21 protein-coding genes are annotated in these 21,010 nt (G+C 71.9%); 18 read left to right on the plus strand and 3 right to left on the minus strand.

Features of this window, described 5'->3' with window-relative positions:
- Nucleotides 1-170 precede the first annotated feature (170 nt).
- The 5 genes from rpsM to truA all read left to right on the plus strand — a co-directional run bounded on the left by rpsM (nucleotide 171) and on the right by truA (nucleotide 3,870).
- Nucleotides 171-551, plus strand: coding sequence for a 30S ribosomal protein S13 (rpsM, locus tag B100_RS0104275; RefSeq protein ID WP_024883210.1), 381 nt, complete (start codon nucleotides 171-173; stop codon nucleotides 549-551).
- Between the two features lie 64 nt (nucleotides 552-615).
- On the plus strand, nucleotides 616-1,020 hold the full coding sequence (gene rpsK, locus B100_RS0104280; RefSeq protein WP_003956432.1) for a 30S ribosomal protein S11: 405 nt from the start codon (nucleotides 616-618) through the stop codon (nucleotides 1,018-1,020).
- 145 nt (nucleotides 1,021-1,165) lie between these two features.
- Nucleotides 1,166-2,188 carry a DNA-directed RNA polymerase subunit alpha gene (locus B100_RS0104285; RefSeq protein ID WP_003966937.1) on the plus strand — a complete coding sequence of 341 codons (1,023 nt, stop codon included), beginning with the start codon at nucleotides 1,166-1,168 and terminating at the stop codon, nucleotides 2,186-2,188.
- Nucleotides 2,189-2,379: 191 nt separating this feature from the next.
- On the plus strand, nucleotides 2,380-2,883 hold the full coding sequence (gene rplQ / locus B100_RS0104290) for a 50S ribosomal protein L17 (RefSeq protein ID WP_024883211.1): 504 nt from the start codon (nucleotides 2,380-2,382) through the stop codon (nucleotides 2,881-2,883).
- Between the two features lie 147 nt (nucleotides 2,884-3,030).
- The gene (gene truA / locus B100_RS0104295; RefSeq protein WP_037722412.1) at nucleotides 3,031-3,870 is read left to right on the plus strand and encodes a tRNA pseudouridine(38-40) synthase TruA; all 840 of its coding nucleotides are present in this window, start codon (nucleotides 3,031-3,033) and stop codon (nucleotides 3,868-3,870) included.
- 16 nt (nucleotides 3,871-3,886) lie between these two features.
- Here the strand turns inward: truA and B100_RS0104300 are convergent, their stop codons facing one another.
- Nucleotides 3,887-4,768 carry a hypothetical protein gene (locus tag B100_RS0104300; RefSeq protein WP_024883213.1) on the minus strand — a complete coding sequence of 294 codons (882 nt, stop codon included), beginning with the start codon at nucleotides 4,766-4,768 and terminating at the stop codon, nucleotides 3,887-3,889.
- Nucleotides 4,769-4,842: 74 nt separating this feature from the next.
- Here B100_RS0104300 and B100_RS0104305 point away from each other — a divergent pair, with 74 nt between their 5' ends.
- The 4 genes from B100_RS0104305 to glmM all read left to right on the plus strand — a co-directional run bounded on the left by B100_RS0104305 (nucleotide 4,843) and on the right by glmM (nucleotide 9,008).
- Nucleotides 4,843-6,048, plus strand: coding sequence for a glycosyltransferase family 87 protein (locus tag B100_RS0104305; RefSeq protein WP_051489923.1), 1,206 nt, complete (start codon nucleotides 4,843-4,845; stop codon nucleotides 6,046-6,048).
- 244 nt (nucleotides 6,049-6,292) lie between these two features.
- Complete coding sequence (gene rplM, locus B100_RS0104310; RefSeq protein WP_019526965.1) at nucleotides 6,293-6,736, plus strand: 50S ribosomal protein L13; 444 nt, start codon at nucleotides 6,293-6,295, stop codon at nucleotides 6,734-6,736.
- Nucleotides 6,737-6,778: 42 nt separating this feature from the next.
- Nucleotides 6,779-7,291: a 30S ribosomal protein S9 gene (gene rpsI / locus B100_RS0104315; RefSeq protein WP_024883215.1), complete on the plus strand. Its 513-nt coding sequence runs from the start codon at nucleotides 6,779-6,781 to the stop codon at nucleotides 7,289-7,291.
- Between the two features lie 358 nt (nucleotides 7,292-7,649).
- A complete protein-coding gene (glmM, locus tag B100_RS0104320; RefSeq protein ID WP_024883216.1) occupies nucleotides 7,650-9,008 on the plus strand; it encodes a phosphoglucosamine mutase in 1,359 nt (452 codons plus the stop codon).
- A 570-nt stretch (nucleotides 9,009-9,578) separates the two neighbouring features.
- Here glmM and coaA read toward each other — a convergent pair.
- On the minus strand, nucleotides 9,579-10,547 hold the full coding sequence (coaA, locus tag B100_RS0104325) for a type I pantothenate kinase (RefSeq protein ID WP_037722413.1): 969 nt from the start codon (nucleotides 10,545-10,547) through the stop codon (nucleotides 9,579-9,581).
- 177 nt (nucleotides 10,548-10,724) lie between these two features.
- Here coaA and B100_RS0104330 point away from each other — a divergent pair, with 177 nt between their 5' ends.
- The 9 genes from B100_RS0104330 to B100_RS37190 all read left to right on the plus strand — a co-directional run bounded on the left by B100_RS0104330 (nucleotide 10,725) and on the right by B100_RS37190 (nucleotide 20,334).
- The gene (locus tag B100_RS0104330) at nucleotides 10,725-11,513 is read left to right on the plus strand and encodes a hypothetical protein (RefSeq protein ID WP_024883218.1); all 789 of its coding nucleotides are present in this window, start codon (nucleotides 10,725-10,727) and stop codon (nucleotides 11,511-11,513) included.
- Nucleotides 11,514-11,615: 102 nt separating this feature from the next.
- Nucleotides 11,616-13,463 (plus strand): glutamine--fructose-6-phosphate transaminase (isomerizing), encoded by a 1,848-nt coding sequence (gene glmS / locus B100_RS0104335; protein ID WP_024883219.1) that lies wholly within the window; start codon nucleotides 11,616-11,618, stop codon nucleotides 13,461-13,463.
- 47 nt (nucleotides 13,464-13,510) lie between these two features.
- Complete coding sequence (locus B100_RS0104340; RefSeq protein WP_024883220.1) at nucleotides 13,511-13,882, plus strand: holo-ACP synthase; 372 nt, start codon at nucleotides 13,511-13,513, stop codon at nucleotides 13,880-13,882.
- A 106-nt stretch (nucleotides 13,883-13,988) separates the two neighbouring features.
- Nucleotides 13,989-14,825 carry an RNA polymerase sigma factor SigF gene (locus B100_RS0104345; RefSeq protein ID WP_037722414.1) on the plus strand — a complete coding sequence of 279 codons (837 nt, stop codon included), beginning with the start codon at nucleotides 13,989-13,991 and terminating at the stop codon, nucleotides 14,823-14,825.
- Between the two features lie 164 nt (nucleotides 14,826-14,989).
- Nucleotides 14,990-16,480, plus strand: a complete 1,491-nt coding sequence (locus B100_RS0104350) for a bifunctional ADP-dependent NAD(P)H-hydrate dehydratase/NAD(P)H-hydrate epimerase (protein WP_024883222.1) — start codon at nucleotides 14,990-14,992, stop codon at nucleotides 16,478-16,480.
- 623 nt (nucleotides 16,481-17,103) lie between these two features.
- Nucleotides 17,104-18,282 (plus strand): alanine racemase, encoded by a 1,179-nt coding sequence (gene alr, locus B100_RS0104355; RefSeq protein WP_024883223.1) that lies wholly within the window; start codon nucleotides 17,104-17,106, stop codon nucleotides 18,280-18,282.
- 36 nt (nucleotides 18,283-18,318) lie between these two features.
- Complete coding sequence (locus B100_RS0104360; RefSeq protein ID WP_024883224.1) at nucleotides 18,319-19,533, plus strand: alpha/beta fold hydrolase; 1,215 nt, start codon at nucleotides 18,319-18,321, stop codon at nucleotides 19,531-19,533.
- A complete protein-coding gene (gene tsaE / locus B100_RS0104365; RefSeq protein ID WP_024883225.1) occupies nucleotides 19,502-20,005 on the plus strand; it encodes a tRNA (adenosine(37)-N6)-threonylcarbamoyltransferase complex ATPase subunit type 1 TsaE in 504 nt (167 codons plus the stop codon). The genes B100_RS0104360 and tsaE overlap by 32 nt, the downstream gene beginning before the upstream one ends.
- 155 nt (nucleotides 20,006-20,160) lie before the next feature.
- A complete protein-coding gene (locus B100_RS37190) occupies nucleotides 20,161-20,334 on the plus strand; it encodes a hypothetical protein (protein WP_199785209.1) in 174 nt (57 codons plus the stop codon).
- Nucleotides 20,335-20,338: 4 nt separating this feature from the next.
- On the opposite strand, the gene B100_RS0104375 is transcribed toward B100_RS37190, so the two are convergent.
- Nucleotides 20,339-20,887 carry a hypothetical protein gene (locus B100_RS0104375; protein ID WP_024883226.1) on the minus strand — a complete coding sequence of 183 codons (549 nt, stop codon included), beginning with the start codon at nucleotides 20,885-20,887 and terminating at the stop codon, nucleotides 20,339-20,341.
- Between the last annotated feature and the right edge of the window lie 123 nt (nucleotides 20,888-21,010).

Genomic DNA, 21,010 nt, shown 5'->3' on the forward strand with positions numbered 1-21,010 from the left:
GCGACTTCCGCAGACTTCGCGCGACGCGAGCAACACACGTTCATACGCAGGTCCCGAGCCGCACGGCTCGACACCCCCGGCTCGGAGGCCGGGGACCCGGCCCGTACCTGGTACGGCGGGCGGGGATCCGGTCCTGTGGAAGACCTCCGACAATCAACTGGAGCCATTGAATGGCACGCGTTTCCGGTGTTGACATCCCGCGCGAAAAGCGCGTGGAGATCGCCCTCACCTACGTGTTCGGCATCGGCCGGACCCTTTCGCAGCAGACGCTGGCCGCCACCGGCGTCGACCCGAACACCCGCGTTCGCGACCTCTCCGAGGAGCAGCTCGTCGCGATCCGCGAGTACGTCGACAGCAACATCAAGACCGAGGGTGACCTCCGTCGCGAGATCCAGGCCGACATCCGCCGCAAGGTCGAGATCGGTACCTACCAGGGTCTGCGTCACCGTCGCGGTCTGCCCGTCCGCGGTCAGCGCACCAGCACCAACGCGCGTACCCGCAAGGGCCCGCGTCGCGCCATCGCCGGCAAGAAGAAGCCGGGCAAGAAGTAGTCCTCAGCGGACGCTCATCCAGCGGTCTTGCTGCAGGACCGACCACCTCCCGTAGGAGTTATAGATGCCCCCCAAGGGTCGTCAGGGCGCTGCCAAGAAGGTGCGCCGCAAGGAAAAGAAGAACGTCGCTCACGGCCACGCGCACATCAAGAGCACGTTCAACAACACGATCGTCTCGATCACGGACCCGTCCGGCAACGTGATCTCCTGGGCCTCCGCCGGCCACGTCGGCTTCAAGGGCTCCCGGAAGTCCACGCCGTTCGCCGCGCAGATGGCCGCCGAGTCGGCCGCCCGCCGCGCCCAGGAGCACGGCATGCGCAAGGTCGACGTGTTCGTCAAGGGCCCGGGTTCCGGTCGTGAGACCGCCATCCGCTCCCTGCAGGCCACGGGCCTCGAGGTCGGCTCCATCCAGGACGTCACCCCGACCCCGCACAACGGCTGCCGTCCGCCCAAGCGCCGCCGCGTCTGAGGCACCGGTTTCCTGAGGTTCCGGGCGGTACGGCTCGCAAGGGCCGTATCGCCCGTACCCTTGCAGTACCCGCACTTGTCACCGGGTGCGGTTTCCGTCGGGCGTCAAATAGCGGGCGTCCACGAAAGAAGGATCTGATCCACACATGCTGATCGCTCAGCGTCCCTCGTTGACCGAAGAGGTCGTCGACGAATTCCGCTCCCGGTTCGTGATCGAGCCGCTGGAGCCGGGCTTCGGTTACACCCTCGGCAACTCCCTGCGCCGTACCCTCCTGTCGTCGATCCCCGGTGCCGCTGTCACCAGCATCCGCATCGACGGCGTCCTGCACGAGTTCACCACCGTGCCGGGCGTCAAGGAGGACGTCACCGACCTGATCCTCAACATCAAGCAGCTGGTCGTCTCCTCGGAGCACGACGAGCCGGTCGTGATGTACCTGCGCAAGCAGGGCCCGGGTCTGGTCACCGCCGCCGACATCGCGCCCCCGGCCGGTGTCGAGGTGCACAACCCGGACCTCGTCCTCGCCACGCTCAACGGCAAGGGCAAGCTGGAGATGGAGCTGACCGTCGAGCGCGGTCGCGGCTACGTCTCCGCCGTGCAGAACAAGCAGGTCGGCCAGGAGATCGGCCGGATCCCGGTCGACTCGATCTACTCGCCGGTCCTCAAGGTCACCTACAAGGTCGAGGCGACCCGAGTCGAGCAGCGGACCGACTTCGACAAGCTGATCGTCGACGTCGAGACCAAGCAGGCCATGCGCCCGCGTGACGCCATGGCGTCGGCCGGCAAGACCCTGGTCGAGCTGTTCGGTCTCGCCCGCGAGCTGAACATCGACGCCGAGGGCATCGACATGGGTCCGTCCCCGACGGACGCCGCCCTCGCCGCCGATCTGGCGCTGCCGATCGAGGAGCTGGAGCTCACGGTCCGGTCGTACAACTGCCTCAAGCGTGAGGGCATCCACTCCGTGGGTGAGCTCGTCGCGCGGTCCGAGGCGGACCTGCTCGACATCCGCAACTTCGGTGCGAAGTCCATCGACGAGGTCAAGGCCAAGCTGGCCGGCATGGGCCTGGCGCTCAAGGACTCGCCTCCCGGGTTCGACCCGACCGCCGCGGCGGACGCGTTCGGCGCGGACGACGACGCGGACGCGGGTTTCGTGGAGACCGAGCAGTACTGAGCTCGGGACCTGCGGTCCGTTGCTGACTGCCGGCCGGTTTCGGCTGGTCGCGCGGTCCCCCGCGCCCCTTCGGGGGCGCGGGTCCTCCAGGACGTCGGTGAAGGCGTCCTGGATCTCCGACAGGCGACCGCCTGCTCGGATACTGACTCCGGTACCTGATACGGCCGGGGCAGACACACAGGAGAGTCATCATGCCGAGGCCCACCAAGGGTGCCCGTATGGGCGGCAGTGCCGCGCACGAGAAGCTGCTTCTCGCGAACCTCGCCAAGGCGCTGTTCGAGCACGGCCGCATCACCACCACCGAGGCGAAGGCGCGCAAGCTGCGTCCGTACGCCGAGCGTCTGGTCACCAAGGCGAAGAAGGGCGACCTTCACAACCGCCGTCAGGTGCTCCAGGTGATCACGGACAAGAGCATCGTCCACACGCTCTTCACCGAGATCGGCCCGCGGTACGAGAACCGTCCCGGTGGCTACACCCGCATCACCAAGATCGGTAACCGCCGTGGCGACAACGCGCCCATGGCCGTCATCGAGCTGGTCGAGGCGCTGACGGTGCAGCAGGCCGCGGTCGGCGAGGCCGAGGCGGCGACCAAGCGGTCCGCCAAGGACGCCGAGGCCGGCGAGGCCACCGAGGCCAAGGTCGACACGACCAAGGCCGACGACGAGGCCGCGGCCGAGGAGTCGAAGGACGCGTAAGCGTTTTTGGCGGGGACTGGGTGGTCGCCTTGGCTGCGGCTCTCGTCGTGGCTGGTCGCGCAGTTCCCCGCGCCCCTTCGGGGCGTACCGGTGGGCCCGCTTCTTTCGAGGAGCGGGCCCGCTTCGTTTGGGAAGGGAGTTGTCCGGGTGAGTGGTGTGGTGCGGGTTCGGCTGGATCTTTCCTACGACGGGACCGAGTTCTCCGGGTGGGCCAAGCAGGCCGGTGGGCGGCGGACTGTGCAGGGGGAGATCGAGGACGCGCTGCGGACCGTGACGCGGTCCACGACGACGTACGAGCTGACCGTGGCGGGGCGGACCGACGCCGGTGTGCACGCCCGTGGCCAGGTCGCGCACGTGGACCTGCCGCGCGAGGTGTGGGCCGAGCACCACACCAAGCTGCTGAAGCGGCTCGCCGGGCGGCTGCCGCGGGACGTGCGGGTGTGGGCGCTGCGGGAGGCGCCGAGCGGCTTCGACGCGCGGTTCTCCGCGATCTGGCGGCGCTACGCCTACCGCGTCACCGACAACCCCGGCGGGGTCGACCCGCTGCTGCGCGGCCACGTGCTGTGGCACGACTGGCCGCTGGACGTGGACGCCATGAACGAGGCCGCGCGCGGACTGCTGGGCGAGCACGACTTCGCCGCCTACTGCAAGCGGCGCGAGGGTGCGACGACCATCCGGACGCTGCAGCAGCTGAGCCTGGTGCGCGGGGACGACGGGATCATCACGGCCACCGTGCGGGCCGACGCCTTCTGCCACAACATGGTGCGCTCGCTGATCGGCGCGCTGCTGTTCGTGGGCGACGGCCACCGCCCGCCGGACTGGCCCGCGAAGGTGCTGGCGGCGGGCGTACGGGACTCGGCGGTCCATGTCGTACGCCCGCACGGCCTGACCCTTGAGGAGGTCGGCTACCCGGCCGACGAGCTGCTCGCGGCGCGCAGCGTGGAAGCGCGCAACAAGCGGACCCTGCCGCCGGCCGGCTGCTGCTGACGTCGCGCGGGCGGCGCTATCCGACCGCCGCCGCCGACGCCTGTGCCTCGCCCCTGCGGCGGATCTGACGGTACGTGAACTCCTGGAGGTCGTCGCCGGTCTTGAAGACGGCCTTGTCCTTCTCCGCCACGTCCTTGCCGTTGGTGAAGCCGGCCAGGGTGAAGTAGGCGTAGCGGCCGTAGGCGTTGGTCGTCGAGCGGCACACCGCGCCGACGCAGAAGTCCTTCACGCCGCCGCCCGACAGCGACTTGACGATGCTTTTCTTGTCCGCCTGCTGCTTGGCCTTCGTCGCCTGCGCCTCGGTCGCGAACACCGCCACGCCCACCGTCACCGCCACGCCCTCCCGGGTGTAGGTGACCCGGATCATCCGCGTGCACTTGTTGTCGGTGAGGACCTTGGGGAGCGTCGCCTTGGCCGCGGAGCCGCAGTTGGTGGTGTCCGCCGTGGGGCCCTTCTTGTAGACCGTGTCGCCCATGGTCAGCTGCGTGCCCGGGAAGAGGATGTCGGGGCTCAGCGGCGCCTTGTCCTTCTGCGCGCTGGCGACGAACTCCTTCGGGTCCAGCGGGGGCGGCGCGCTCGTCGGCGCGAACGACGGGACCGTGCCGGTGGGGCTCGGCAGGTCGGAGGTCCCCGGCAACTGGGAGGAGGTGCCCGGGGAGGCCTGGTTGCTGCCGTTCGCGGACACGACGGCGACCGCCACGGCCGTGCCTATCGCGACGGTGGCGAGTGCGCCGCCGCCTATGAACAGCAGCCGGCGCCGCTTGGCGCGCGCCTCGGACGCGTCGGCGAGCGCGGCCCAGTCGGGTGACCCGCCGGCGCTGCCGCCGTTCCACGGCTGCTGGGAATTCGGTTTCCAGGGATCCCACTGCTGCGGAGGTCCCCCCTGCCCAAAGCTCATGGGGCGCATCTTAGACGGGGCAAGGGGTGTGCTGGTCCGCCTCAACGAGCCCGCGAGGCCCTAGCGTTGCGTCCATGGCGACGGACAAAGGCGACATCTCCGGGTGGTTGGTGCGACCTGCGGGTGTGCTCTGGTGGGTCGGACTGCTGGCGGTGCTGGGCGCGCTGACGACCCATACGGTGCTGGTGACCTCGGACGGAGGCATGGACAACAGCATCGTCGTGGACGCGGCGCGCACCTGGCTGGACGGCGGATCGCCGTACGACGACGCGCACTTCCTCTATTTTCCCAGCGCGGTCGTCGCCGCCGCCCCGCAGGCGCTGCTGCCGCGGTCCGTGCTGGACGTCCTGATGCCGGTGCTGGTGACCGTCGCGCTCGTCCTGGGCTGGGTGTGCGCGCTGCTGCTGCACCGGGTCGCGCTGCACAGCAGGCTCGCCGTCCTCGGGCTGGTCGGCCTGGTGGTCGGGTTCGCGCCGTTCGCGCAGCTGGTGCGGCTGGGCAACTGGACGGTGACGGCGGTGCTGGCGCTGCCCCTGTGCCTGCTGCTGGCGAGCCGGGGCCGGTGGATCGCGGCGGGCGCGGTGATCGGGGTGGCGGTGGCGCTGAAACCGCTGCTCGCGCCGATGGCGCTGCTGTTCCTCTTCGCGCGCCGGTGGGGCGCGCTGGCCCTGGTGGTGCTGGTGCCGGCGGTGTCCTCGGTGGTGGCCGCGCTGTTCCTCCCCGATCCCACGGGCTTCCTCACACAGACCTTGCCCTTCCTGTTCACCGCCGACGACGCCTTCCTGCGGCTCTACGAGGCCGGTCCCGCGGCCGTGCTGCCCCGGCTCGGGGTGCCCCAGGCCCTGGCCACGGCGCTGGCGGTGGCCGCCGCCGCGGTGGGCGTGGTCTGCGCCTACCGGAGGTGGCGGGGGCCGGGGCCCGAGGCGCTGCGCCTGTCCGAGACGTCCGCCGGGCTGATGCTGTCCGCGTTCCTGGTGTCCCGGCCGTCCTACAACCACTACCTGCTGGTCGTGCTGCCGCTGCTGGTCGCCGGCCTGCCGTACGCGGGGGCGGTGGCCCGGCGGCCGTGGTTCTGGCTCGCTCTGGTGCCGCAGCTGCCGGGGGTGACCTGGCCGTGGCTGGAGTCGGACAAGCGGCGGGCCTTCCGGGACGCGGTCACGCTGTGTGTGCTGGCGGGGACGGTGGCGTACCACGGTGTGCGGGGGGCGCCTGGGGCGGCGGATCCGGGGGAGGAGCCGAACGAGTGGCGTACGCCCGTGGAGGGCGGGGTGCGGCCTTAGACTCGGGGGTGCCCCACGGTCGGCGGGCTCGTTTTGACCCGTCCGGCCGAGCGCGGGTATTCTGCATCTCTGTTGTGTGTAGTGGCTTACTCATTCTCACGTGAGGGGCCCTTACACCGGTCCACCGGGCCGATGACCAGCGACCAGCACGCGGTTTGCGTCACCGCTGTGCGGTCAGGGCTGTCGTGATCGTCTTCGGTGACCTTGTCAGGACCATTCACTGAAGAAGCGAAGGCTACGAACCGTGCGTACGTACAGCCCCAAGCCCGGCGATGTGACGCGCCAGTGGCACGTCATCGACGCTCAGGACGTCGTCCTGGGCCGTCTGGCCTCCACTGCCGCCTCCATCCTGCGTGGCAAGCACAAGCCGATCTACGCCCCTCACGTCGACACCGGTGACTTCGTCATCATCATCAACGCCGACAAGGTGCACCTCTCCGGCAACAAGCGGACCCAGAAGATGGCGTACCGCCACTCGGGCTACCCGGGTGGTCTGCGCTCCGTCCGCTACGACGAGCTGCTTGCCAAGAACCCCGAGAAGGCCATCGAGAAGGCCGTCAAGGGCATGCTCCCCAAGAACACCCTGGGCCGTCAGATGCTCTCGAAGCTGAAGGTCTACTCGGGCGACCAGCACCCGCACGCTGCCCAGCAGCCGGTGCCGTTCGAGATCACCCAGGTCGCGCAGTAAGTCCGGCCACCCCCTAAGACTGAAGAGAATCTGAGGAGCATCGTGGCCGAGACCACTGCCGAGCAGCCGCTCGAAGAGCTTGACATCGACAGCTACACCACCGAGTCGGACGCGCCCGTCGAGGGCGAGTACACCTCGGAGTCCATGGCGTCCCGCTTCGGTGAGCCCCAGCCGGCCGCCGGCCTGGGCCGCCGCAAGAACGCCATCGCCCGTGTCCGGATCGTCCCGGGCACCGGCAAGTGGAAGATCAACGGTCGCACCCTCGAGGACTACTTCCCGAACAAGGTGCACCAGCAGGAAGTCAACGAGCCCTTCAAGGTGCTCGAGCTCGAAGGCCGCTACGACGTCATCGCCCGCATCGCGGGTGGCGGTGTCTCCGGTCAGGCCGGTGCGCTCCGTCTCGGTGTCGCCCGTGCGCTGAACGAGGCGGATGTCGACAACAACCGTGGCGCGCTGAAGAAGGCCGGCTTCCTGCGCCGCGACGACCGTGCGGTCGAGCGGAAGAAGGCCGGTCTGAAGAAGGCCCGCAAGGCCCCGCAGTACAGCAAGCGCTAATCACAGGGCGCTCGCGCGTACTCCGAACGCCCCGGCGGCACGCCAACGTGCTGCCGGGGCGTTCGTTTATTCACTGCCGTGGGCGTATAACGGCACAAGGCGCTCAAACGCTAATGTGATCGGATGGTCGGGCGGTGACGCCGTGGTGTACGCCCGGTGAGACCGTGGTGCGCGTTCCCCTCACTCGGGAGCCGTGGACGGTCCGCGACCGTCGAACACCCGACGGTCGAGCACAGCACAAGCTCAGCTTTGTCAGTGGCACAGCCGTCGGCCGTACGGGCCGGTCCCTCGCCTCGGCGGGACCTCGGTGGCGGGGCCCTGGACGGCTGTCGATACTGACGCATCCTCAGGAGGACAAGTGGGACGACTCTTCGGCACGGACGGCGTGCGCGGTGTCGCCAACGCGGATCTCACGGCGGAGCTGGCGCTCGGCCTCTCCGTGGCCGCGGCGCACGTACTGGCCGAGGCGGGCACGTTCGAAGGGCACCGGCCCACCGCCGTCGTCGGGCGGGACCCGCGCGCCTCCGGTGAGTTCCTGGAGGCCGCCGTGGTCGCCGGCCTCGCCAGCGCGGGTGTGGACGTCCTGCGGGTCGGCGTGCTGCCGACGCCGGCCGTCGCCCACCTCACCGGCTCGCTCGGCGCGGACCTCGGCGTGATGCTCTCCGCGAGCCACAACGCCATGCCGGACAACGGCATCAAGTTCTTCGCGCGCGGAGGGCACAAGCTCGCCGACGAGCTGGAGGACCGGATCGAGGCCGTCTACGCGGAGCACCGCACCGGCGCTCCCTGGGAGCGGCCGACCGGGAGCGGCGTCGGGCGTGTGCGGGACCACGAGAAGGGGCTGGACACGTATGTCGCCCACCTCGTGGGCGTGCTGCCGAACCGGCTCGACGGGCTGAAGATCGTGCTGGACGAGGCGCACGGGGCGGCGTCCCTGGCGTCCCCCGAGGCGTTCCGGCAGGCCGGGGCCGAGGTCGTCACCATCGGGGCCGAGCCGGACGGGCTGAACATCAACGACGGCTGCGGGTCCACGCATCTCGCGCAGCTGAAGGCCGCCGTGGTGGAGCACGGGGCCGCGCTGGGGATCGCGCACGACGGTGACGCGGACCGGTGCCTGGCCGTGGACCACACGGGCGAGGAGGTCGACGGGGACCAGATCCTCGCGGTGCTCGCGCTGGCCATGCGGGAGCGGTCCGCGCTGCGGTCCGACACGGTGGTCGCGACCGTGATGTCGAACCTCGGGTTCAAGCTCGCCATGGAGCGGGAGGGGATCCGGCTCGTCCAGACGGCGGTGGGGGACCGGTACGTGCTGGAGGAGATGAAGGAGCACGGGTTCGCCTTGGGCGGCGAGCAGTCCGGGCACGTCATCATCCTCGACCACGCGACGACCGGGGACGGGACGCTGACGGGGCTGCTGCTGGCGGCGCGGGTCGCGGAGAGCGGGCGGTCGTTGCGGGAGCTGGCTTCTGTGATGGAGCGGTTGCCGCAGGTGCTGATCAACGTTCCGGACGTTGACAAGTCCCGTGTGAAGACGTCGGCCGAACTGGCCACGGCGGTGTCGGAGGCGGAGCGGGAGCTCGGCGAGACGGGTCGTGTGCTGTTGCGCCCGTCGGGTACGGAGCCCCTCGTCCGAGTCATGGTGGAAGCCGCTGACATCGACCAGGCGCGGTCGGTGGCGGGGCGGCTGGCTGATGCGGTGAAGTCGGCACTGGGCTGAGGTCCGGCCTGCGGCGCGGTTCCTGCCCGGTGGGGGTTGAGGTTTGACGCCTGCGGCGCAGGGTTGCGGTCCGGTGGGGGCGGGCGTAGCGCCTACGGGCGGTGGGTGGTGCGGGGCCGGGGCGGGGGTGGTCGTCCTCGGTCTGGCGCGACTGGGTCGCCTGGAGAAGTGCAGGGTGCGGACGCGCCAGCCGCTGCGGGCGCCGCCCACCCCCACCCCGTCCCCTCCCCGCCGTCGGCGACCACTCCAACGCCGTGGCGGGCCATCACCCTTCGCCACGGGCGCGCGGGCGGACGGCGGCAGCAAGCTGCCGCCAACTGCGGGCAGTCGTGCCGCCTGGGCGGCACGGGTGGGCGCGGCGGCACCCCGTCGGCGCCGGGGTGCGCGGACTCCCCCCGGCCCGCTCCCGCGCCGGGTATGCGTCTGGCGCCGGGGTGCGCGGACTTACCCGGCGACCCGCACCGACGCCGGGTACGCGCCTACGCGCCGGGGTGCGCAGCCCCCCGAGGGGCCCGCACCCGCGCCGGGTGCTCGTGGGGGCGCCAGGTGTGCAGCGCCCCCCGGCGACACCTACAGCTTGCGGAGGCTCAGGCGTTGGACCTTGTGGTCCGGGCCCTTGCGCAGCACCAGCGTCGCCCGGCCCCGCGTAGGGGCGATGTTCTCGACGAGGTTCGGCTTGTTGATGGTCCGCCACATCGTGCCGGCGTAGTCCAGCGCCTCCTCCTCGGACACCTGCGTGTACTTCCGGAAGTACGAGGACGGGTCCTGGAACGCCGTGCCCCGCAGCTTGCGGAACCGGTTCAGGTACCACTGCTCGATGTCCTCGGTCCGGGCGTCGACGTACACGCTGAAGTCGAAGTAGTCGGCGAGACCGACGCGGGTGCGGCCGTCCTTGCCGGGAAGGGCCGGCTGCAGGACGTTGAGGCCCTCGACGATCAGGATGTCCGGCCGCCGCACCGTGAGCTTCTCGTCCGGGACGATGTCGTAGATGAGGTGGGAGTAAACGGGGGCGGTGACTTCGGCCTTGCCCGCCTTGATGTCGGCGACGAACCGCGTCAGCGCGCGGCGGTCGTAGGACTCGGGGAACCCCTTCCGCGACATCAGGCCGCGCGCCTGGAGTTCCTTCGTGGGCAGCAGGAAGCCGTCCGTGGTGACCAGTTCCACCCGTGGGTGCTCCGGCCAGCGGGACAGCAGCGCCTGCAGCAGCCGGGCCACCGTGGACTTGCCGACGGCGACGGAACCGGCGACCCCTATGACGAAGGGCGTGCCCGACTGGGAGCCCTTCTCGCCGAGGAACGTGTTGAGCGCCCCCCGCAGGCCGTCGGTGGCACGGACGTAGAGGTTGAGCAGCCGGGACAACGGCAGATAGATGTCCCGCACCTCGTCGAGGTCGATGACGTCGCCGAGACCACGCAGCTGTTCGACCTCCGCCGCCGTCAGCGGCAGCGGCGTCTTGTCCCGCAACGCGCTCCACTCGGAACGCGTGAGGTCGAGGTAGGGAGTCGCCTCCGGCCGCTGCCGGTGGGCGCTCCGGGGCATCGAGGAGACCGGAGAGATCACAGTCCATTGTTAACGGAGTTCGACCGCGGCGACAGGTGGGCTGTGTCACGCCGGGATTCCGTGGGGGGCCCGATGATCAACTGTGAAGCAGCTGTGTTTAGAGTGCGCGCACGTGATGCGGATCATCACTCCGCACCTTCGAGAAAGAGTTCCTCCGTGAGAACCAGTTCCGTCCGTCGCACCGCGCTCGCCGCCTCCGCCGCCGCGCTGGCCCTGCTCGTCACCGCCTGCGGCGGTTCCGGCGACGACCAGGACAAGGCCGACGAGGGCAAGGGCAAGGCGGCGCCCACCGCCTCCTCCGCCGCCCCGGCCAAGGCGCTCACCGCCGCCGAGCTGGAGAAGGCCGCCCTCACGCAGGCGGACGTCAAGAGCGGCAAGGTCGCCACCAAGCTCCCCGCGACGGACGACATCGCCGCCGAGAAGGTGGAGACGAAGGACGCCGCCTGCCTGCCGCTGGCGCACGCCCAGGCCGGCGTGGCCCAGGGTGAGCCGGCCGCGTCCGTGAAGCGGTCCTGGACCGGCGACCCGGTGAAGCCGTCCGCGGACACCAAGCCCGAGGACGCGCTGCTGGCCGCGCTGGACACCGAGAAGATGCTCATCAACCTCGCCTCCTACGACGGCGACGGCGCCGAGCAGGCCGTGAAGGGCGTCGTCACGGCGGCCGAGAAGTGCGCGGGCGGGTTCAAGGCCACCGTCGTCGGCGAGCCGCTGGACGTCGCGAAGGTCGCCACCGGCGACGCGCCCGAGGGCGGCGACGAGGGTGCCGCCGTCACGCTGACCGTCGCCGCCGAGGAGGGCGTCAAGGCTCCCGCCAAGATCGTCGTCGTGCGCAAGGGCTCGACCGTGGTCACCTTCAGCGCCGTGAACCTCGCGTCCATGGTTACCGGCAAGGACTTCGAGGTCCCGGCCGATGTCGTCGCCGCCCAGGCCGGCAAGCTCGGCTGACGCGGAACTTCTCGCACCGGTGCCTCGTGCACCGGTGGGAATTTCCGATTTCGGGCACGCGGAGGCCGTTTCCGGCGACTGACGGACCGTAGGCTGCCGCTCATGTGCGGAATCGTGGGTTATGTGGGGCCGCAGTCGGCGCTCGACGTCGTGACGGCCGGACTGAAGCGACTCGAGTACCGGGGCTACGACTCGGCGGGCGTCGCCGTGCAGGCCGACGGCGGACTGGCCACGGCGAAGCGGGCCGGGAAGCTGGTCAACCTGGCGAAGGAGCTGAGCGAGCGGCCCCTGCCGGCCGGGACGACCGGGATCGGGCACACCCGGTGGGCCACCCACGGCGGGCCGACCGACGCCAACGCCCACCCGCACCTGGACAACGCGGGCCGGGTCGCCGTCGTCCACAACGGCATCATCGAGAACTTCGCCGCCCTGCGCGAGGAGTTGACCGAGCGCGGGCACGAACTGAGCTCCGAGACCGACACCGAGGTCGTCGCCCATCTGCTCGCCGAGGAGTACTCCGCCTGCGCCGACCTCGCGGAGGCCATGCGGCTGGTGTGCCGGCGGCTGGAGGGCGCCTTCACCCTCGTCGCCGTGCACGCCGACGAGCCCGACGTGGTCGTCGGCGCGCGCCGCAACTCGCCGCTGGTCGTGGGGGTCGGGGAAGGGGAGACGTTCCTCGCCTCCGACGTCGCCGCGTTCATCGCGCACACCCGCGAGGCGATCGAGCTGGGACAGGACCAGGTCGTCGAACTGCGCCGGGACGCGGTGACGGTGACGGACTTCGCCGGGGCCCCGGCCGACGTCCGTGAGTACCACGTCGACTGGGACGCCTCCGCCGCCGAGAAGGGCGGCTACGACTACTTCATGCTCAAGGAGATCGCCGAACAGCCGAAGGCGGTCGCCGACACCCTGCTCGGCCGCATCGACGGGTCCGGTTCGCTCACCCTGGACGAGGTCCGCATCCCGGCGAACGTGCTGCGCGAGGTGGACAAGGTCGTCATCGTCGCCTGCGGCACCGCCTTCCACGCCGGGCTCATCGCCAAGTACGCCATCGAGCACTGGACGCGGGTGCCGTGCGAGGTGGAACTGGCGAGCGAGTTCCGCTACCGCGACCCGATCATGGACCAGCAGACCCTGGTCGTCGCCATCTCCCAGTCCGGCGAGACCATGGACACGCTGATGGCGCTGCGGCACGCCCGGGAGCAGGGTGCCAAGGTGCTGGCCATCTGCAACACCAACGGGTCGACCATCCCGCGGGAGTCGGACGCCGTCCTCTACACGCACGCCGGTCCGGAGGTCGCGGTCGCGTCGACGAAGGCTTTTCTGACGCAGCTGGTCGCGTGCTATCTGGTCGCGTTGTACTTGGGGCAGGTGCGCGGGACCAAGTACGCCGACGAGATCCGCGCGGTGGTGCGGGACCTCGCCTCGATCGCCGACTCCGTCGACCGGGTCCTGGAGACCATGGAGCCGGTGCGCCGGCTCGCGCGGTCCCTGGCGGAGAAGAACACGGTGCTGTTCCTGGGCCGGCACGTCGGCTACCCGGTGGCGCTGGAGGGCGCGCTGAAGCTCAAGGAACTCGCCTATATGCACGCCGAGGGCTTCGCGGCGGGTGAGCTGAAGCACGGGCCGATCGCCCTGATCGAGGACGACCTGCCGGTGGTGGTCGTGGTGCCGTCGCCGCGCGGACGGTCCGTGCTGCACGACAAGATCGTCTCCAACATCCAGGAGATCCGGGCGCGCGGCGCCCGCACCATCGTGGTCGCGGAGGAAGGGGACGAGGCGGTCGTCCCGTACGCCGACCATCTGATCCGCATCCCGGTCACACCGACGCTGCTGCAGCCGCTGGTGGCCACGGTGCCGTTGCAGGTGTTCGCCTGTGAGCTGGCGACCGCCCGCGGCAACGAGGTCGACCAGCCGCGGAACCTCGCCAAGTCCGTGACCGTCGAGTAGCGGATGGGGGCGGCAGGCCGCGGGGCCCGCGGAATTAGGGTGCCCGCATGAGCATCATCGGAGTCGGGATCGACGTCGCCGAGATCGAGCGGTTCGCCGCGTCGCTGGAACGCACGCCAGGGCTGGCCAGGCGGCTCTTCGTGGAGAGCGAGCTGCTGCTGCCCGGCGGGGAGCGGCGCGGCGTCGCCTCCCTGGCGGCCCGGTTCGCCGCCAAGGAGGCGCTGGCCAAGGCGCTCGGCGCGCCCGCCGGGCTGTACTGGACCGACGCCGAGGTGTGGTGCGAGGACAGCGGGCAGCCCCGGCTGAGGGTCAAGGGCACCGTCGCCGCCCGGGCGGAACAGCTCGGTGTGCGCTCCTGGCACGTGTCGCTGAGCCACGACGCCGGGGTGGCCTCCGCCGTCGTGATCGCGGAAGGCTGAGAGATTTTCTGAGAATGAGGTGCGTGCTTAGCCCGGACGGGGGTACATGCGGGGAGCCGGATGGAGCGGGGGCACACATAGGGAGGGTTTCACTGTGACGTCGACAATGGCGCGGACGGACCAGGCGCAGAGCGTGACCGAGCTGCCGGAGGTCGCGGATCCCGGCCAGGTGGCGCCGCAGGACGCGCGTGAACTGTCCCGGCAGTTCTTCCGGCGGCTCACGGAGCTGGAAGAAGGTACGCACGAGTACCAGTACGCGCGCAACACGCTGATCGAGATGAACATGTCCCTGGTCCGCTACGCGGCCGGCCGGTTCCGCAGCCGCGGACCGGAGGAGATGGAGGACATCGTCCAGGTCGGCATGATCGGACTGATCAAGGCCATCGACCGGTTCGAGCTGTCCCGCGAGGTCGAGTTCACCTCCTTCGCGATTCCCTACATCGTCGGCGAGATCAAGCGTTTCTTCCGCGACACGTCGTGGTCCGTGCACGTCCCGCGCCGGCTCCAGGAGGCCCGGGTGCAGCTCGCCCGTGCCACCGAGGAACTGCGCAGCCGCCTGGGTCGTACGCCCACCACCGCCGAGCTCGCGCAGCTGATGAGCCTGACCGAGGCCGAGGTCAACGAGGCCCGGCTGGCTGCCAACGGCTACAACTCGGCGTCGCTGGACGCCGCCATCGGCAGCGAGCCCGACGGCGAGAGCGTCCTCGCGGACTTCATCGGCGCCGAGGACGCGGCGCTGGGGCTGGTCGAGGACTTCCACGCCCTCGCCCCGATGATCGCCGAGCTGGACGAGCGCGAGCGGAAGATCGTGCACTGGCGGTTCGTGGAGGAGCTGACGCAGGCGGAGATCGGTGAGCGGCTGGGCTGCTCGCAGATGCACGTGTCGCGGCTGCTGTCGCGGACGCTGAAGCGGCTGCGGGCGGGGATGCTCGCCACCAACTGAGGCGCGGTGCGGGGGCGGCTTTTCGCCGCGGGCTCTCGTAGCGGGTTTCGTAGTGGGTTTTCGTAGCGGGGTGCGGTGCCTTCGGGTGCCGCACCCCGCTACGTGTTGTGCGTCTGGTGCGGTGGGTCCGTGACGGGAGCAGGTCCCGGGGGAAACTCGGTTGTATGCGGACTGCTTACGGTGTGGAGACGGTCAGGGCGGCGGAGCGGGAACTGATGGCGCGGCTGCCGGAGGGCGCACTGATGCAGCGCGCCGCGGCGGGGCTCGCCGTGGTGTGCGCGGACGTGCTGGGGCGGGTGTCCGGGCGGGTCTACGGCAGCCGGGTGGTGCTGCTGGTGGGGAGCGGCGACAACGGGGGTGACGCCCTGTACGCCGGGGCGCGGCTCGCCCGGCGGGGGGCCGGGGTGCGGGCGGTGCTGCTGGCACCTGGGCGGGCCCACTCGAGTGGCCTCGCGGCTCTGCTGCGGGCGGGCGGGCGTGTGGTGGACGCCGGGGGTGGGATCGGCGCTGTCGAGCAAGCCGATCTTGTCGTCGACGGGATCGTCGGGATCGGGGGGAAGGGTGGGCTGCGGCCGGACGCGGTGCCGCTCGCGGAGGCCGCCGAGCGGGGGCGGGGGGTCGTCGTTGCCGTCGATCTGCCGAGCGGGGTGGACGCGGACACCGGGGAGGTGCGGGGGAGGGCGCTGCGGGCGGATCTGACGGTGACCTTCGGTGCGTACAAGCCGGGGCTGCTGATCGATCCGGCCCGGGAGTACGCGGGGGCGGTGCGGCTCGTCGACATCGGGCTGGAGGTGGGTGAGCGGGGCCAGGGAGAGGGGCGGGTCGAGGCGCGGGTCGAGGCGTTGCAGCATGCGGACGTGGCGCGGTTGCTGCCGGTGCCGGCGGCCGAGAGCGACAAGTACCGGCGCGGGGTGGTGGGGGTCGCGGCCGGGTCCGCGCGCTATCCGGGGGCCGCGGTGCTGGCGGTGGCGGGGGCGTTGCGGGGAGGGGCCGGGGCGGTGCGGTACGTCGGGCCGGCGGGGGAGGCCGTGATCGCCCGTCATCCCGAGACGCTGGTGTCGGACCGGGGGCCGAAGCACGCGGGGCGGGTGCAGGCGTGGGTGGTCGGGCCGGGGGCGGGTGACGACGCGGCGACGGTGGGGGAGGTGCTGGCGGCGGACGTGCCGGTGCTGATCGACGCGGACGGGTTGAGGCTGGCGGAGGTGGGGGCGGTGCGGGGGCGCCGGGCGCCGACGCTGATGACGCCGCACGCGGGGGAGGCGGCGGCGCTGCTCGGTGTCGAGCGGGAGGAGGTGGAGGCGGGGAGGCTGGCCGCGGTGCGGGAGTTGGCGGGGCGGTACGGGGCGACGGTGCTGTTGAAGGGGTCGACGACGTTGGTCGCTTCTGCGGGGGGTGACGGTGCTGGTGACGGTGCTGGTGTGGTGCGGGTGAATCCGACGGGGACGCCGTGGCTGGCCACGGCGGGGAGCGGGGACGTGCTGTCGGGGCTCGGGGGGTCGTTGCTGGCGGCGGGGTTGTCGGCGGTGGACGCGGGGAGTGTGGCGGCGTATCTGCACGGGTTGGCGGGGCGGTTCGCGGCGGAGGGGGCGCCGGTGACCGCTGAGGACGTGGCGGGGCGGATCGCGGAGGCCTGGCGGAGTGTGGTGCTGGGGTAGGACGCCTGCGGCGCAGGGTTCTGTCCGGTGGGGGCGGGCGTAGCGCCCAGGGTGGGGTGGTGGTGCGTGGCCGGGGTGGGGGTGGTCGTCCTCGGTCTGGCGCGATGAAGCGTGCTTGTGGGGTGTGGGGTGTTGACGCGCCAGCCGCTGCGGGCGCCCACCCCCACCCCGTCCCCNCCCCGCCGTACGCGGCCCCCACCGACGTCGTGGCGGGCCTTCGCCCTTCAGGCGCCTCACGGCTCCCCACGGCTCCGCGGCCCGGCGGGCGGTGCGGGGGCCTGGTCGGCAGGCCCCCCCGCCCACTGCGGGCAGTCGTGCCGCCTGGGGCGGCACGGGTGGGCGCGGCGGCGCCCCGTAAGCGCCGGGGTGCGCAGGCTCCACCCGGCCCGCAGCCGCGCCGGGTGGTTGTGTGTGGGGGCACAATCAGGTGACCGTCCGCGCCGGGTGGTTGTGGGGGGCACGGTCAGGTGACCGTCCGCAGCCGCGCCCGGTGAGCTGGGGGGACGTCCGCGGGAGAGGGCCCGGCGGCACCCGTGCGGGCGGGTGCTGATGGGGCACGTGATGACAAGTGCCGTACCCCCGGTGCAAGAGGGGAGCGCGGGCGCTCTGAGACACTGTGCGGGATGAAAGAGACAGTTGCCCCGCCCGGCGCGGAACTGCGGGCCCGTGCCGTGATCGACCTGGCCGCCGTGCGGGCCAACGTCCGCACCCTCCGCGACCGCGCCCCCCACGCCGCCCTGATGGCCGTCGTCAAGGCCGACGGGTACGGGCACGGCGCCGCCCCCTGCGCCCGCGCGGCCGTCGCCGCCGGGGCGACCTGGCTGGGCACCGCCACACCGCAGGAGGCGCTCGCGCTGCGCGCGCCCGGCGCCGGTGTGCCGGACGACGTCCGCGTCATGTGCTGGCTCTGGACGCCAGGCGGGCCCTGGCGTGAGGCGATCGAGGCGGACGTCGACGTCTCCGTGAGCGGGCTGTGGGCGCTGGACGAGGTCACCCGGGCCGCCCGTCTCGCCGGACGGCCCGCAAGGGTGCAGCTCAAGGCGGACACCGGGCTCGGGCGGGCCGGCTGCCAGCCCCGCGACTGGCCCGAGCTGGTCGCGGCCGCGGTGCGTGCCCAGGCCGAGGGGCTGCTGCGGGTGACCGGACTGTGGTCGCACTTCGCGTGTGCCGACGAGCCGGGGCATCCGTCCATCGGCCCTCAGCTGTCGCAGTTCCGGGAGATGGTGGCGTACGCCGAGGCGCAGGGTGTCGAGCCCGAGGTGCGGCACATCGCCAATTCGCCCGCCACGTTGACGTTGCCGGAGAGCCACTTCGATCTGGTGCGGCCCGGCATCGCGCTGTACGGCGTCTCGCCCAGCCCCGGGATCGGCACGCCGCAGGAGCTGGGGCTCCGGCCGGCGATGACCCTGTCGGCGTCGTTGTCGCTGGTGAAGCACGTGCCGGGTGGCCACGGGGTCAGTTACGGCCACCACTACGTGACCCCCGGTGAGACCACCCTGGGGCTGGTGCCCCTCGGGTACGCGGACGGCATTCCGCGGCACGCCTCGTCCGCCGGGCCCGTGCTCGTCGAGGGCAAGTGGCGGACCGTCGCCGGGCGGGTCGCGATGGACCAGTTCGTCGTGGACCTGGGCGGGGACGAGCCCGGGCCGGGTGCCGAGGCGATCCTGTTCGGTCCCGGTGACCGGGGTGAGCCCACCGCGGAGGACTGGGCGCAGGCGTCCGGGACCATCGCGTACGAGATCGTCACCCGGATCGGAACCCGCGTCCCGCGTGTTCATGTGAACGGGCAACAGAGCGGGTAAGCGCCCTGCGTGGGGATAGGGGAAGAGGAGCGGTACGTGAGCGAGAGCAGTACGCAGGCCGTGACGGCCGCGTCCGCCGGGGGGTGGCGCCGGGCCACCGGTGTCGCGGGCCTCGCGATAGGCGTGCTGGCCACCGGGGCCGCCGCCGGGGTGGCCATCGAGCGGATGACGGTCGGCCGGGGCATGCGCCGCAAGGCCCGGCTGGTCCTCGACTCGGCGGGGCCGTACGGGTCCCTGCGGGGTACGCCCGGCAAGGCGTACGCGGACGACGGCACCGAGTTGTACTTCGAGGTCGACGAGGTCGAGCCCGAGGGCCAGGACGGGCGTAAGCGGCGGTTGTTCGGGCGGCGGGCGCCGGCGCCGGTGACGGTGGTGTTCAGCCATGGCTACTGCCTCAACCAGGATTCGTGGCACTTCCAGCGGGCCGCGCTGCGGGGTGTGGTGCGGACCGTGCACTGGGACCAGCGCAGCCACGGGCGGTCCGCGCGGGGCGCCGCGCAGGTGGAGCGCGGGGAGCCGGTGACCATCGAGCAGCTCGGGCGTGATCTGAAGGCCGTCATCGACACCGCCGCTCCTGACGGCCCGCTGGTGCTGGTCGGGCATTCCATGGGCGGGATGACGGTGATGGCGCTCGCCGACCGGTTCCCGGAGCTGATCCGGGAGCGGTGTGTGGGTGTCGCCCTGGTCGGCACGTCGTCGGGGCGGCTGGGGGAGGTCAACTTCGGGCTGCCGGTGGCGGGGGTCAACGCGGTGCGGCGGGTGTTGCCCGGGGTGCTGAAGGCGCTGGGGCAGCGGGCCGAGCTGGTGGAGAAGGGGCGGCGGGCGACGGCCGACCTGTTCGCCGGGGTCGTCAAGCGGTACTCGTTCGCTTCGAGGGATGTCGATCCCGCCGTCGCGCGGTTCGCCGAGCGGATGATCGAGTCGACGCCGATCGACGTGGTGGCCGAGTACTACCCGGCGTTCGACGGCCACGACAAGGCGGAGGCACTGGCTCACTTCGTCGGACTGCCGGTGCTGGTGCTCGCCGGGGTGGGGGACCTGGTCACTCCCAGTGAGCACAGCGAGGCCATCGCCGACCTGCTCCCGGACGCGGAGCTGGTGATGGTGCCCGACGCCGGACACTTGGTGATGCTGGAGCACCCCGAGCAGGTGACCGACCGCCTCGCCGACCTGCTCGTGCGCGCGGGCGCGGTGCCCTCAGGGGCTACCGTGGGTGGCTATGGAAGCAGCAGTACCGCAGACCCCGGCTGAACTGACCGTCACCTCCCCCGAGCAGATGCGCGACCTCGGGCGCAGGCTCGCCAAGCTGCTGCGCGCGGGTGACCTCGTGCTGCTCTCCGGTGAGCTCGGGGCCGGCAAGACGACGCTGACCCGCGGGCTCGGCGAAGGGCTGGGCGTGCGGGGCGCGGTGACCTCGCCGACGTTCGTCATCGCCCGGGTGCACCCCTCGCTGGGCGACGGCCCGCCGCTGGTGCACGTCGACGCCTACCGGCTGTCCGGGGGCCTCGACGAGATGGAGGACCTGGACCTCGACGTCTCGCTGCCGGAGTCGGTGGTCGTCGTGGAGTGGGGCGAGGGCAAGGTCGAGGAGCTGACCGAGGACCGGCTGCACGTCGTCATCCACCGGGCGGTCGGCGACACCACGGACGAGGTGCGGCACGTGACCGTGCGCGGTCTGGGCGAGCGCTGGGCCGGAGCCGAGCTGAGCGTGCTGTCCGCCTGAGCGTGCTGTCCACCTGAGCGGACGGGCCCGCGTCCCGGTTTCCGACAAGGTGTCGGCACAGTGTTGCGCCCGGCGTGTCCGGCGTGGTCACATGGTATCCAGCTCGTGGTTAGGCATGCCTAACCACGTCCGCCCCCGACTCTCAGGAGGCGTCCATGCCGGCCACCCACAGCGCGCGTGAATCCGCACCGCGGCCGCAGACGGTCCCCGGGGTGCCCATGCGGGACCTGCTCGCCGCCTGCGCGGCGGCCGCGGCGGTCTCCACCCCGCCGCCCGCCCCCGAGCCGCGGCGGCAGGAACCGGTGCGCCGGCACCGCGAGGCCGCCTGAGCGCTCAGGGCACGACGACGACCGCCCGGCCGATCGTCGCGAACTTCCACATCGCCGCGCCGTCCGCCCGTGTCTCCCGGATCCCGCCTGTGCGTTCCCGCGGGTCCAGGACGGGCGCCGAGCCGTCGACCGCCGCGCTGAACCCGATCACCGTGCCGTCGACGGCGGCGAAACGCACCACGTGCTCCACCGGCACGCCGTCCGAGCCGGTGACCGACCCCGACCGGGACGTGACCCGGTAGGTGCCCGGCGCCGGGTCGACCGTGCTGGGGCTGACCCCGAAGGTGCGCCGCACCTTGTCGCCCCTGTCCACCAGCCACACCCGGTCGTGCCGGAGCGAGTAGACGACGCGCTGGCCCAGCCCCGAGCGCGGGGGCAGCGCGGTCGCGCGGGTGTCGCCCCGGGGCGCCGTGGGCGCGGGGGCCGGGGAGCCCGCCGACCGGTGACGCAGGTCCGGCGGGACGGTGTCCGCCGCGCGGTGGCCGAGGTAGCCGACCGTCGCGAGGGCCGCCGCGGTCAGCCCCGCCACGATCATCGAGCTGGTCCCCGCCATCGCCGTCACCCCTGTCCCGGTGTGTCCCGCTCTGTCCCGTCCTGCATGGACGTGACGCGACCGTAGCAGTCCGTGACCGTCCGGCCGGTGCGGCCGTGGCCGGGGCGCGGGAGCCGTAGGCTG

The sequence above is a fragment of the Streptomyces sp. CNH189 genome (genome assembly GCF_000527195.1).

Excerpts from the sequence above, each read along its gene's own strand:
- rpsM (WP_024883210.1), top strand. The coding sequence starts at position 171 with ATGGCACGCGTTTCCGGTGTTGACATCCCGCGCGAAAAGCGCGTGGAG.
- rpsK (WP_003956432.1), top strand. The coding sequence starts at position 616 with ATGCCCCCCAAGGGTCGTCAGGGCGCTGCCAAGAAGGTGCGCCGCAAG.
- B100_RS0104285 (WP_003966937.1), top strand. The coding sequence starts at position 1,166 with ATGCTGATCGCTCAGCGTCCCTCGTTGACCGAAGAGGTCGTCGACGAA.
- rplQ (WP_024883211.1), top strand. The coding sequence starts at position 2,380 with ATGCCGAGGCCCACCAAGGGTGCCCGTATGGGCGGCAGTGCCGCGCAC.
- B100_RS0104300 (WP_024883213.1), bottom strand. The coding sequence starts at position 4,768 with ATGAGCTTTGGGCAGGGGGGACCTCCGCAGCAGTGGGATCCCTGGAAA.
- B100_RS0104305 (WP_051489923.1), top strand. The coding sequence starts at position 4,843 with ATGGCGACGGACAAAGGCGACATCTCCGGGTGGTTGGTGCGACCTGCG.
- coaA (WP_037722413.1), bottom strand. The coding sequence starts at position 10,547 with ATGCCCCGGAGCGCCCACCGGCAGCGGCCGGAGGCGACTCCCTACCTC.
- glmS (WP_024883219.1), top strand. The coding sequence starts at position 11,616 with ATGTGCGGAATCGTGGGTTATGTGGGGCCGCAGTCGGCGCTCGACGTC.
- B100_RS0104340 (WP_024883220.1), top strand. The coding sequence starts at position 13,511 with ATGAGCATCATCGGAGTCGGGATCGACGTCGCCGAGATCGAGCGGTTC.
- B100_RS0104345 (WP_037722414.1), top strand. The coding sequence starts at position 13,989 with ATGGCGCGGACGGACCAGGCGCAGAGCGTGACCGAGCTGCCGGAGGTC.
- B100_RS0104350 (WP_024883222.1), top strand. The coding sequence starts at position 14,990 with ATGCGGACTGCTTACGGTGTGGAGACGGTCAGGGCGGCGGAGCGGGAA.
- alr (WP_024883223.1), top strand. The coding sequence starts at position 17,104 with ATGAAAGAGACAGTTGCCCCGCCCGGCGCGGAACTGCGGGCCCGTGCC.
- tsaE (WP_024883225.1), top strand. The coding sequence starts at position 19,502 with ATGGAAGCAGCAGTACCGCAGACCCCGGCTGAACTGACCGTCACCTCC.
- B100_RS37190 (WP_199785209.1), top strand. The coding sequence starts at position 20,161 with ATGCCGGCCACCCACAGCGCGCGTGAATCCGCACCGCGGCCGCAGACG.
- B100_RS0104375 (WP_024883226.1), bottom strand. The coding sequence starts at position 20,887 with ATGGCGGGGACCAGCTCGATGATCGTGGCGGGGCTGACCGCGGCGGCC.